The sequence below is a fragment of the Neoroseomonas lacus genome, from assembly GCF_014644535.1.
GTDB lineage: Bacteria > Pseudomonadota > Alphaproteobacteria > Acetobacterales > Acetobacteraceae > Neoroseomonas > Neoroseomonas lacus.
Genome location: NZ_BMKW01000019.1, coordinates 21418 through 33741, shown reverse-complemented (window position 1 = coordinate 33741; position 12324 = coordinate 21418). Strand labels below are relative to the sequence as shown.

General features: G+C 62.7%; 8 protein-coding genes. 7 read left to right on the top strand and 1 reads right to left on the bottom strand.

Annotated elements, in window-relative coordinates:
* Positions 1-68: 68 nt before the first annotated feature.
* Complete coding sequence (locus IEY36_RS27330; RefSeq protein WP_188972951.1) at positions 69-623, bottom strand: hypothetical protein; 555 nt, start codon at positions 621-623, stop codon at positions 69-71.
* A 486-nt stretch (positions 624-1109) separates the two neighbouring features.
* Here IEY36_RS27330 and IEY36_RS27325 point away from each other — a divergent pair, with 486 nt between their 5' ends.
* The 7 genes from IEY36_RS27325 to IEY36_RS27295 all read left to right on the top strand — a co-directional run bounded on the left by IEY36_RS27325 (position 1110) and on the right by IEY36_RS27295 (position 12039).
* Complete coding sequence (locus IEY36_RS27325) at positions 1110-1619, top strand: DUF2924 domain-containing protein (protein ID WP_188972949.1); 510 nt, start codon at positions 1110-1112, stop codon at positions 1617-1619.
* The gene (locus IEY36_RS27320; RefSeq protein WP_188972947.1) at positions 1616-2971 is read left to right on the top strand and encodes a recombinase family protein; all 1356 of its coding nucleotides are present in this window, start codon (positions 1616-1618) and stop codon (positions 2969-2971) included. The genes IEY36_RS27325 and IEY36_RS27320 overlap by 4 nt, the downstream gene beginning before the upstream one ends.
* The gene (locus IEY36_RS27315) at positions 2968-3357 is read left to right on the top strand and encodes a hypothetical protein (RefSeq protein ID WP_188972946.1); all 390 of its coding nucleotides are present in this window, start codon (positions 2968-2970) and stop codon (positions 3355-3357) included. Before IEY36_RS27320 ends, IEY36_RS27315 begins: the two co-directional genes overlap by 4 nt.
* 502 nt (positions 3358-3859) lie before the next feature.
* On the top strand, positions 3860-5116 hold the full coding sequence (locus IEY36_RS27310) for a metallophosphoesterase family protein (protein ID WP_188972944.1): 1257 nt from the start codon (positions 3860-3862) through the stop codon (positions 5114-5116).
* A gap of 1 nt (position 5117) precedes the next feature.
* Positions 5118-8567, top strand: coding sequence for an ATP-binding protein (locus IEY36_RS27305; RefSeq protein WP_188972942.1), 3450 nt, complete (start codon positions 5118-5120; stop codon positions 8565-8567).
* Positions 8568-9095: 528 nt separating this feature from the next.
* The gene (locus IEY36_RS27300; protein WP_188972940.1) at positions 9096-10217 is read left to right on the top strand and encodes a hypothetical protein; all 1122 of its coding nucleotides are present in this window, start codon (positions 9096-9098) and stop codon (positions 10215-10217) included.
* Positions 10210-12039 carry an ATP-binding protein gene (locus IEY36_RS27295; protein WP_188972938.1) on the top strand — a complete coding sequence of 610 codons (1830 nt, stop codon included), beginning with the start codon at positions 10210-10212 and terminating at the stop codon, positions 12037-12039. The genes IEY36_RS27300 and IEY36_RS27295 overlap by 8 nt, the downstream gene beginning before the upstream one ends.
* Positions 12040-12324 lie beyond the last annotated feature (285 nt).

Genomic DNA, 12324 nt, shown 5'->3' with positions numbered 1-12324 from the left:
AATGGCTGTGGCATGCGAAAGCCGCGCGTCGCCACACCGCTAATCCCGCGCTTCCCGTTGTACGGGTTCTACGGGTTTAGCGGGCACGCATTTTCCGCGGCGAGTTCGTAAATCTCCGAGACATGATCGACGACCGTCCGATACGCCGGCACTTTGCGCCCCCTGTACAAACGCTTGAACTCAGCAATGAGGGCTTTAGCCTCGCCCTTATTGCTGGCATCGCGGGCGCGAGTCCGTGCGATGACAACCATCTCTGCCATCGGAAATCGCCGCCGCCCGCCATCCAAGCGTGCGGACCTCACACCCTTTGTCTCCGTGGCGGAGAGCGCCTCCGGCGGGCTGGCAGCTGGTTTAACCGTCACGTCAATGAGCAGCATATCCTTGCCGAACTTGATGGCGTTCTTTGCCCAGTCGAACTCGACGTGGTCCGCCCAGACCGACGGAACCGCGCTCAGGCTCTCGGCCGGAACCGGCTTCATGCTCAACCCCACGAGCTGAAGGCGTCCATCCGCGATGCGGCAGCGAAAGTCCGCCTCGAGAGCCTTACGCGCTCTCACAAAGGCGCCCCATCGAGACCGATGATGCTGATTCTCATCGAGCACGGCATTGATCCCGTCCTGCATATCGGGAAATGCGTGGGGAGGGCGCGGACGCCAATGCTGACGATACGTCAGCCCGGTCTTCAGAAGCCCTTCAACAAGTTCGGGGTCACACCAAGCGAGAGCGCCCTGGGTCAGGGGCAAGCGCTCTGGCGCTGCAGGGGACTCGACCGATGATTCTGTGCTCATTCTCAGCAAGAGCCCTTGTGGCAGCCCGGCCAATCTCAATGCGTTCTCATACGGCGGTCCCTCGGGCGCAGGCAAACGCGATCTGGCCCTCACCTCGTCGTTACGAAGGCGAGGTAATGAGATGACTGCGCCGCCTTCGCTTAACCCACACCTCCCGCCCCACCTGCGCGATGTCTGCGACATCCTCGCTCGCGGCCTGCTGAGGCTGCGCCGCCGCGCTGCCGAGGACTTCGACCGCGACCTCGGGGTTCAGGGAGAGAGTTCGCTACACTTCTCCGCCCACCAGAGCGTGCATGCGGACCCCTTGGAGAGGAGTTCCGCATGACCCGCCGACAGACCGCCGCTGACGCCATCGAGCCTGTTGCTGTCCCGATCACCAGCTTCCCGCGCGACCAGGTGCTCGGCCGCCTCGCCTGGATTCAGACCGCGCCCATCGCTGAGCTGAAGGACGAATGGCGCCGGCTGTATGGGAAGGAGCCACCGCCGTTCAGCCGCAGCTACATCACCAGCCGGCTGGCCTATCGGATCCAGGAACTGGCCTATGGCGGGTTGAAGCCGGAGACCCGGGCGCGCCTGGAGGCGCTGGGCGAGCAGCTGGACGGCGGCAATGTCGTGCTGCGGCGGATCCGTGCCGATAGCCGGCCGCTGCCGGGCACGCGACTGATACGCGAGCATGATGGCGTGCAGCATGTCGTCACCGTGCGGGCCGATGATTTCGAGTATGAAGGGCGGCCGTATCGGTCGCTGTCGGCCATCGCCCGGCACATCACGGGGACGCGGTGGAATGGCTGGACGTTCTTCGGGCTGCGGCCGACTGGGGGTGCGGCATGAGCCGGAAGAAGGCGCCGGCCGACATCATCATGCCGGCTACCACGAAGAAACTGCGCTGTGCCGTCTATACGCGGAAATCCACCGACGAGGGGCTGGACCGCGAGTTCAACACGCTCGACGCGCAGCGCGAGGCCTGCGAGGCCTATGTCGCCTCTCAGAAGGCCGAGGGCTGGCTCCTGGTCCGTGACGGCTACGATGATGGGGGCTTCTCCGGCGGCACGCTGGAGCGGCCAGCGCTGCGCCGCCTGCTGGCGGACATCGAGCAGGGCAGGGTCGATGTCATCGTCGTCTACAAGATCGATCGCCTGTCCCGCTCGCTGATGGATTTCGCGAAGCTGGTCGAGACTATGGAGGCGCATGGCGTGACCTTCGTCTCAGTCACTCAGTCGTTCAACACGACCACCAGCATGGGGCGACTGACGCTGAACATCCTGCTCAGCTTTGCCCAGTTCGAGCGCGAGGTCATTGGCGAGCGAATCCGCGACAAATTCGCCGCCTCCCGCGCTCGCGGGATGTGGATGGGGGGCAAGGTACCGCTCGGCTACGACGTGGTCGCCAGGAAGCTGGTGGTGAACGAGGCTGAGGCGCCGCGGGTGCGGCGCGTGTTCGAGATCTTCGCCGAGACGGGATCGGGCATCGAGACGGTGGCTCGCCTCCGGGCGGAGGGCGCCACCAGCAAGACTGGTCGGCCGCTGGACAAGGGCGACGTCTACAAGCTGCTGAACAACCGGACCTATGTAGGCGAGGCGGCGCACAAGGGGCAGATCTATCCCGGCGAGCACCAGGGGATTGTGCCGCGGGAGCTATGGGACCGCGCACACGCCGTGCTGCAGGTCAGTCCGTGCACGCGTTCCGCACAGAACCGGCAGCAGGCCCCCGCACTGCTGAAAGGCATCCTCTACGGCATCGACGGCCGCGCGCTCTCGCCGACGCACACCAGGAAGTGCGGCAGGCTGTATCGCTACTACGTGGCGCAGCGGGTGATGAAGGGGGATGCCGCTGGCGATGCCAGCATCGTGCGCCGGGTGTCGGCGGCGGAGATCGAGACGGCGGTGGTGGACCAGGTCCGGGCGCTGCTGCGGCAGCCCGAGATCGTGGTCGGCACGTGGCTCGCGGCGCGGTGCGAGGCGCCCGACTTGACGGAGCGCGAGGTCCGCGACGCGCTGCATCGGCTCGATCCGCTGTGGGAGGAACTGTTCCCGGCCGAGCAGGCACGGATCATACGGGCGCTGGTGGAGCGGGTGGTTGTCGGGCCTTCCGGTGCCGACATCCGGCTGCGCGTTGAGGGCCTGGCCGGCTTGGTCCGGGAACTCGGCGTTGTCGCGCACGCGGCACTGAGCGCAGCGGCATGACTGCCGCGACCAGCATCACGGTTCGGGTGCCGCTGAAGATCCGGCGGCGGCCGGGCAGGAAGACGGTGGTGTCGCCTGCGTTTCCGGCGAGCGATGACAACGTGATGCCGACGCGAGCTGACCCAGCGCTGGTGAAGGCGCTGGCGCGGGCGTTCCGATATCAGAAGCTGCTGGACGAAGGACGCTACGCGTCGATCACCGAGATGGCTGCGGCGGAGAAGATCGAGCGGGGGTACCTTGGTTCGCTAATCCGCCTGACGCTGCTCGCTCCTGCATTGGTAGAGGAACTGATGGAGGGAAGGGCGCGAACCGCCCCAAGCCTTCCCAAACTGCTCCAGCCATTTCCCGAGATCTGGGAACATCAGCTTGAGGCTTTGGCGCAGTAGCGTCGATGCCCGCTCGTCCGCTTTGCTCCCATGCAAGAGTTGATCGGCAACTACCATGTTGTCGTAAGCGGAACTTTGGTCGAGCGTGCCGCGCCTTGCGTGGCCGTGCGCACCAACGGCATCTCCAGGGCGCGCATGAAGATCGGTCTCGCCACACTTGCCCTAAACCCGACGCGGGTCGTCTGGATTAGCAGCAAAGCCGCGACGGCATAGGATCTGGAACCGCCGCGCCCGACACACCGGCGCCCCCAAAAGCCTCCATCAGCAGCGTGATCTCTGTGATCTCGTTGTACACGGCCGGACCATGTGCCGATCCACCGCAATAATTACCGAAGCTCGGGTTTCTGGAGGCGTCCAGTTTTGTCCAAAGTAACAGGCGTGGCGACTGTTGCGTTGCCCGCTCGCCGCAAGGGTCCCTGCGCGATCTGCACTTGACGTATTGGTGCGCAGGTAGACCAATTCTGGCTAAACTGCAGGACCACCTACAGCCCGGGGGGAGCTTTTGGCGAGCTTTAGATTTCTGCACGCGGCGGACATCCATCTGGACAGTCCGCTGCACGGCCTCGCCCGTTATGAGGGGGTGCCCTTGGATGAGGTCAGGGGCGCCACGCGGGCGAGCTTCGATAACCTGATCCAGACCGCGATCGACGAACGCGTCGCCTTCGTGATCATCGCGGGAGACCTGTTCGACGGCGACTGGCGCGACATGAGCACCGGTCTCTATTTTGCGCGCGCGATGGGCCGGCTCGAACGGACGGGGATCCTGGTTTTCATCCTGACCGGGAACCATGACGCCGCGTCAGTTGTGACGAAGAGTGTCCCGTGGCCCAAAAATGTAAGCGAATTCGGATCAAGGAAGGCGCAGACCCATCTCATCGAGAGGCTTGGCGTCGCCGTTCACGGCCAGAGCTTCGCCAATCCTTCGGTCAGCGAGAACATGGTGACTTCCTACCCAACGGCCCACAGCGGCTATTTCAACATCGGCGTGCTTCACACCTCGCTGTCTGGGCGAGAAGGGCACGCCCGCTACGCTCCCTGTGATGTCGCGGACCTGCGCGCGAAGCAGTACGACTACTGGGCCTTGGGGCATGTCCACGGCTTCGAGATCGTGTCGCGCGAGCCGTATGTCGTCTTCCCCGGTAACATCCAGGGCAGGAGCGTTCGGGAAACCGGCCCTAAGGGGGTGGTCATCGTCGAGGTTGTGGACCGTGAGGTCGTGGCCGTGGATCCGGTCGAGGTCGACGTAATTCGCTGGGCAACCGTCGACGTGGACTGCGCGGGCGCCGACAGGGACGGCGTGGTGTCCAGGATGCGCGATCGCCTGGTCGAGGCCCATGCGAGCACCTCAGGCGGTCGTCCCTTGATCGTCCGGTTGGTGCTCACCGGAGCCACTGAGTATGCGGCCCGGATCCGCGAGGATGCCTTGTCGCTGCGAGACGACGCCCGAGCGGTAGCAGAGGCGATCGGCTCTGGAATCTGGATTGAGAAGGTCCAGGTTGGACTGACCGGCGCTGCCACTCAGTCAGGCGGGCATCTCCCGGATGACCTGACCTCGCTTATTGAGGAGGCGATCCACTGCGAGGCATTGGCGACAGAACTACGCGAGGATCTAGAGGCTTTCCTGTCATCCGCTAAGGGATCGCTCGGCGGTGACGGTGATGAAGACGAAATGCGCCATGCGGCAGGAAGAGGTGAGTGGGACCGGTTGATTGCTACTGCTGCGGCGACGCTGCGCTCCCGGCTGGCCGGGGAGGCCTGAGATGCGCTTCTCGAAGCTCCACCTTGAGAAGTACGGCCGGTTCGAGAACTGCGAACTCGAGTTCCCTGCGCGCGCGGCCGATATCCACATCATCTCCGGTGGAAACGAAGCCGGAAAATCGACGTCACGATCAGGTGTGAGCGACCTCCTGTTCGGCTTCCCAGTCCGGTCGCCTTACAACTTCCGCTTCGATTACCCGATGCTGCGCATCGGTGCAGTGGTCGAGGAGGGCGGACGGGTCTTGGCGTTCCGGCGGCGCAAGGCAGCCAGCAACAGCCTGGTGGATGCCGCCGATAACCCGATCGCGGAAAGCGACCTATTGGCCATGCTCCGCGGCCAGACGCGCGAGACATTCCAGCTCTCCTTCAGCCTGGACCAGGAGGCCCTGCGAAACGGTGGGCGGGCGATGGTCTCGGCGAGGGACAACGTCGGACAGGCGTTGTTCGCTGCTGGATCGGGGATGGTCCGCGTTTCCGACGAACTGAAGCGTCTCCAGGACGAGGCTGAAGCGATCTGGGGGCCGCGAGCAAAGCAATCGCGGACCTACACGCGCGCGGAACGCGAGCTTGAGGTTGCCCTGAGGGCTATTCGGGACGGAAGCCTCAGGCCTAAGGCATGGAAGGATGCCCGCGACGCCCTCGATGCCGCGAAGGAGCATCTTGATGCCATCGAGAAGCAGCGCTCACAGCTCATCGGCGAGAGGCAGCTGACGGACAGGACGCGAAGGGTCGCCGGCAACGTCCAGCTTCGGGAGAGCCTTCTACGCCAGCTCTCCGAGGCTGCCGACGTCGTCGAGTTGGCCCCGGCAATCGAGGCGGCGGTGCTTTCCAGCATGGAGGCGGCCAACGCTGCATCCCGCGCCAAGGCCGCGGCCGAGCGGCTCCTGGTAGAGATCAACGATCGCAGGGGGCAGCAAGTGCCAGACCCTGCAGTCCTTGCCGAAGTGGAAGCGATTGAGGATCTCGTCGCCGCCTCAGGCGCCGTCGCCAAGGGGCTGAAGGACGTCGTCGATCTGCGAGACAATCGGGACGCTGTAAGCCGTAAGCTTGATGCCTTGCAGGCGGACGCAGGCACCGCATCGGGCACGATCCTCTCAGCCGAGACGGTCGAGGGACTGAGGAAGCTCTCGGCCGCGCACGCCGCCGATGTCGCTGCCCTCCAGCAGATCCGTTCGCAGCAGGAGGAGCTCGAGCTGCGGCGGGATCGGTTGGAGGCGAAGCTTGCGGCCGAGACAGACGATGGCGATCCTAGCGCCCTGATCATTGCGGTCGATGCCGCCCGTAAGCTCGGGGCGGACGTCGATGATCGCTGCTCGGCGCTCCGTCGCGCGGTAGCCCGCGCTGGCACCACCCTTAAGACGGCTCTCGCTCGGCTCTCCCTATGGACCGGTGATGCCGACGGACTCGCACGGCTCGGTGTTCCAAGTTCTGAGGAGATCGAACGGGCGAAGCTCGCCTGGGACCGTGAGCGAGAGGCCATCGCCGCCGATGACAAGACGGCGAGGCGCCTGGACGGCGAGGTGGCGCAGCTGACCCTGCAGATCGAGGCGGTCGGAACCGGCGCAGGCATCTCGCATCAGCAGTTGTTGGATAGTCGTTCCGATCGGACAGCGAAATGGCGGCCCATCCGGGCCCATTTGTGCGATGAAGGGGCCCTTGACGATCCGGCTGCGCAAGCTGCGATGTTCGAAGGTGCTGTTACCTCGGCTGATGACCTGGCCGATCACCGCTTTGCCCTCGCCGAGGCGTCGGCGCGGCTGGTGGGGCTTGAGGCAGACCGTGCACAGCGGGCGAAGGCGGCTGAGCAGGCCCGGAGTGACAAGATGGCAGCGGCAGAGCGCCTGGCCGTCCTCCAGGACGCGTGGCAGACCCGCCTTCAGGCGATCGGGCTTCCTGACCTCGATCCTGTCCAGATCGGGACCTTCCTGGAGCTGCGGACGGCGGCCCTCGGCGCCAAGGATGACCTAGACACAGCAGAGGCTGAGGCGGACCACATAGAGAGCCGGCGGGCCACCGCCATCGCAGCCCTGGTCCACGCCATGGGGGAAGTGGGCTCGCCGGACGTGTCGGAGATCGCCAGTCCGCTCGCCCGTGCCGAGCGTGCGCGTAGCGCGGTCGAAGCGCGAAGCGCGCAACGCAAAGCGAATCGGGAGAGCCTCGCGCAGATCGGGGATGACCTTGCGGCGCTCGGGCGTCGTCAGGAGACGATCAGGGCCAAGGCGGCCCTTCGTTCGCAAGCCTGGGACACGTTGTTGACGGGCACGGACCTGATGCTCGACATCGCAACCGCCGGCGCCCGCCTCTCGGCCTTCGACGCCGTGCGCCAGGCGAAGGAGGTGCTGAGCGGTCTGAACGAGCGCATCGATGGGATTACCCAGGATGCGGAGCGCTTCCATGAAGATGTCGCCGCGGTGTCGGAACGCCTCGAGGCGGACACCGCCCCTGACGATGCGGAGCTCGTGAAGCGTCTGCGTGCGCGGCTGGAGAAGGCCAACGCGACGGCGAGGGTCCTGGCGGAGCAAGACAAGGACCGTGCAGCGCGGCAGAAGGAGATCGATGAAGCGAGCGCGAAGCACGCCGCCGCCACCGAAGCGCTGCTGCCGGTTATGGAGCAGGTTGCCTGCGATGATCCGCTGAAGCTGCCGGAGGTTATCGCTCGATCGAGCGCGCGGCGCGAAAAGCGGGAGAACCTCGCGCGGGTGGAAGAAGCGATCCTCCGGGACGGGGACGGCAAGCCGCTTTACGATCTGGTCGCACTGGTGATGGCGGCCGATCTCGACTCCCTGACCGTGCGGTCCGAGGAAATCGAACGGCAGATCAATGACCTGAATACGCAGGCTTCCAACGCCGCCGCGGCGAACGGCGAGGCGAACCGTGCTTTTGCCGATCTGGAACGGGCGACCACGGCGGCCCCTGACGCTGCGTTCGATGCTGAGCAGGCCCGCGCGGAGATGGCTACGCAAGCCGAGGCCTACATCCTGAAGCGAACCCAGGCCCTTACCCTCCGTTGGGCGATCGAGCGGTACCGCGAGAGGCACCAGAACCCCCTGGTAACGCGGGCCAGCAAGATCTTCTCGACGCTGACCCTTGCGAGGTACTCGGGGCTGCGGGTGGATCTCGACGAGGCGTCGCCCCGGCTCCTGGGCATTTCGGAGGATGGCCGCAATGCGGTCGAGGTCGACGCCATGAGCGAGGGCACCACTGACCAGCTCTTTCTTTCACTGCGCCTGGCTGCGATCGAACAGACGGTTGATGCCGGCATCCGCTTGCCCTTCATCGCCGACGACCTCTTCGTGAACTTCGACGACGACCGGGCCCGGGCCGGGTTCCAGGTGCTTGCGGACCTCGCCCGGAAGACGCAAGTTCTCTTCTTCACCCATCATGCCCATCTCGCGGACATCGCGAAGTCGGTCTTGGGCGACGAGGCCTATTCGGAGTGCAGGCTCAGCTAGGCTGCGGATCGACGATGTTAGATCGGCACAAGATTGGCGCGACGAAACCCCGACGATTAGTCCTCGGGCCGCCGTTCGCGATAACTCGGCAGCCGTCGTCGAGGCGCATGCGCGCAGCGCGGGCATCAGTCTATTCATCCAACTCGGTCTCGATAACTCGTTGGAACTACGGCTACTCCGACCATCTACCCATTTCGCTCGCGTTGAGAGATACTCGCTAAACAATCCGCTCGCTGATCCGACGACGCTCGACTCGACACGATGATCGAAATACTGAGCGAGGCTGCAAACCGCATGGCCGGGCATCCTGCTGACTCACCGTGATCGCGCGTTCTGGCTTGTGGCAGGCAACAGGCTTGTAGTGACGGCACCATAACCCCCTTCCTCTTCGATCGCCGGTTTGAGGTTGCTTGACGCAGAACGGGCCGCCGATCACTCTCGTGGCAGAGGGGTGGTGATGTGGCCAGGACTGCGGAATATTCGATCAAGGGATACCTTTACCAATTCCTCCGTTACCTTTCGGAGATCTTGGTCGCTGGCGCCGACACCAAGATAACTATCGAAGGCGCGATTGAAGATATCGATGTATGTGCGTCCGGTTTCACGACCGCCGTGCAATGCAAATATCATGAGCAAGCGGACAAATTCACACTCGGGAAAATATACAAGCCGATCCTACTTATGCTTGAGCATTTTTCGAAAAATTTCACTATCACGCCAACAGTTTATTATCGCCTGTTTTGCCATTTTCCTAACCAGAGTGGCAGCCAGACATTGACCAATTCAGAACTGAAAACAGTGCTCGCAACAGAGTCTGATCCGCTCAAGACGATTATCAAACGCATCGCGCCCGGCTTCGATCGCGACGAGTTTCTCAAGCGGTTCACGATCGAGTTCGGGCAATCGACCGACGCTCTACAGCAGACGGTTTTAGAGGCGCTACGTGCCAAGGGGTTTTCAGCCGAGGATGTTGAAGCGATCATCTATCCCAATGCGATCCATCGCATAGTCGAGCTCGCGACCAAGCCCAGCGTAACAGATCGTACCGTCGACCCACTGATTTTTCTTCGCGATCTTCAAGATGTCCGGCAGGTTACTTTTACAAGGTGGACCCGAGAGCTCGCGACGCGTGCGCAGATCTTCAAGCGGTTGCGCGGCGACCTCAGGCCATCGCTTGGGCATAATGCTCGCGGCCGCACCTTCGTCCTTGACCCCTCAACGATCGAGAGGTTCGATGAGGATGTCGTGCGCTTCATTAAGAAGTTCGTCGAGCGTTACTGCTGTAAGTATCTTCATTCGAACCCACCGCTGTTCATGATCGTGGGGAACTATGACGTCAACGGATTGGAAACGAGACTTCACGATGCGGGTCTGCGTTGCGCCAATGGGTTCGTTGGTACTTCTTTTCGGTCCGAGGAACTCTTCCGTCGGCCGATGGTGAAGCGGTCGCCCTTCGCCATTGAGTTCAGCCTCCGGCTCGCGGGTCGGGCCAACGTGACCGAGAATCCACCGAAGCGACCAGATGAGCTGTTCCTGGTCAATGTAACAAATGACCCTTGGGAGAACCCCGACGTCAACATCCATCGCTTCGAAATCGAGCACCTCTCCGACCTAGAATATGTTCTGCAGTTGAGGAATAATTATGCCTGACCTTGGGAATCCGATCGGGAGTGTGACCGACAGCTCACCGTCCCTAGTGCGCATCGAGATAAGCAGCGCCGAAGAGTTCGAGAAACATAAAGCAAAGCTCGGCGTTGGGCAGTATCTGCTCATAGCTTCGGGTAACAATCTCTATCTTCTCGCCACGATCGTAGCGGTCAGGGCGTCCCACATCGATCGCTCGAAGCGCTGGGACGCCGAGGCCGGCGGTAGCGGGGACGCTGACTCCGTGGCCTTCCGTTTCCAGATCGACACCCAGCCGATCGGCACGCTCTCGGAGGAGGGTAAGTTCACCCGCGGAACACCCGCTCTGCCTGTGCCTACCGAATATGCGTACGTGACGCCAGCGGCAGTTCTGAGCGACATCTTCTCCAAAGGCATCAAGTCACCGTTCTCGTTCGGTACGCTTAGCGTCGCCCCCGACGTGAAGTTCGAAGTGGATGGCGACCGCTTTTTCAGCAAGCATGTCGCAGTGGTCGGATCGACCGGGTCGGGCAAATCCTGCGCCGTTGCAAAGATTCTACAGACCGTTGTCGGCATCGAGGGGAAAGCGAACGCGAACAAAGCGGCGCAGAATAACGCGCACATCGTGATTTTCGACATTCACGCCGAATACGCCGCCGCATTCAGGCTCGCCGAGACCGAGAATTTCACGCTCAATCTTCTCGACGTCGATACACTCCGGTTACCGTACTGGCTGATGAATGCCCAGGAACTCGAGGAGATGTTCATCGAGAGCCACGAGATCAATTCGCACAACCAGGTATCCCAGTTTCGGCATGCCGTCGTGCGCAACAAGTGCCGCCACAATCCGGAGTTGGGAAACATCTCCTTCGACACGCCCGTCTACTTCTCGATTGACGAGGTGGTCACCTATCTCGAAAACATGAATGCTGAGGTGATTGGGAAGCTCGCGGGCGAGGGGAAACCTAAGCTTGCTAACGAGACCTTGGTCGTCGATCGCGACAGCTGCTATTTCGACGCTATCCAATCATTCGTGGTCCAATCGACGGCCAGGGAAACGAAGGCCAGCAACGGCCCGTTCCATGGCGAGTTCGACCGCCTGATCCTGCGGCTGCGCACGCGTCTCGCGGATCCTCGACTCCGCTTTCTGTTCTATCCCGTCAAGCACGACGGGGCGCCGCTTGCAACGAGCGATTTCGCGGACGTTGTGCGCCAGTTCATTGGCTATCTAACGAAGTCGAACGTCTCGATCGTCGACCTGAGCGGCATCCCGTTCGAGGTGCTCAGCATCGTGGTCAGCCTGATCTCTCGAATGATCTTCGACTTCGGCTTCCATTACTCGAAAAACCGTCATGTCGGGGGCAATGTCAGTGACGTGCCGGTCATGCTAGTCTGCGAGGAAGCACACAACTACGTCCCCCGCGCGGGCGGGGCACAGTATGACTCATCCCGCAAGTCGATCGAGCGAATCGCCAAGGAAGGCCGCAAATACGGCGTCACGCTCATGGTTGTGAGTCAGAGGCCGTCCGAAGTCTCCGAGACGATTTTCTCGCAATGCTCTAACTTTATCTCACTCCGGCTGACAAACGCAGTCGACCAGAGCTACATCAAGTCGCTGCTTCCCGATCTATCCGCTGGGATTGGCGACCTGCTCCCCAATCTCGGCGAAGGTGAGTTCCTCACTGTTGGCGATGCGCCGCTAATGCCAACCGTCGGTCGATTCGAGCGTCCAGTGCCGGAGCCGCATTCGCGTAGCGTAAACTACCTTCAGGAATGGAACGCAGATTGGCGCGAGGTGAATTTCGATGATGTGATCAATCGCTGGCGCGGTAAGATACTTACCAGCTGATAGGGGACGCCCCTGGACCTTTGCTGCAAGCTCCCGCGGGCCACGCCGTAATCCGCGCTCACGCGAGTGTTTACCGAGAGTTGCTCTCGACTGACGGCCAATTCAGACCATCCCACGACTCGCTCGAGTAACGTCTGTTTCTCGGCCCGCCCGCCCGTAAGCCGCCAGGCAGCTATTGGCCGATTTCCGACGTTGCAGAGCGGTCCGCCCGATCTACCCGCAGCCTGAGCACGTCATAAGCCCGCGCTTCTCCCGCGCCGGCTCGATCGCATAGCCGCAGCGCAT

Coding starts and splice junctions, on each gene's coding strand:
- IEY36_RS27315 (WP_188972946.1), top strand. CDS start 2,968: ATGACTGCCGCGACCAGCATCACGGTTCGGGTGCCGCTGAAGATCCGG.
- IEY36_RS27295 (WP_188972938.1), top strand. CDS start 10,210: ATGCCTGACCTTGGGAATCCGATCGGGAGTGTGACCGACAGCTCACCG.
- IEY36_RS27305 (WP_188972942.1), top strand. CDS start 5,118: ATGCGCTTCTCGAAGCTCCACCTTGAGAAGTACGGCCGGTTCGAGAAC.
- IEY36_RS27330 (WP_188972951.1), bottom strand. CDS start 623: ATGCAGGACGGGATCAATGCCGTGCTCGATGAGAATCAGCATCATCGG.
- IEY36_RS27325 (WP_188972949.1), top strand. CDS start 1,110: ATGACCCGCCGACAGACCGCCGCTGACGCCATCGAGCCTGTTGCTGTC.
- IEY36_RS27320 (WP_188972947.1), top strand. CDS start 1,616: ATGAGCCGGAAGAAGGCGCCGGCCGACATCATCATGCCGGCTACCACG.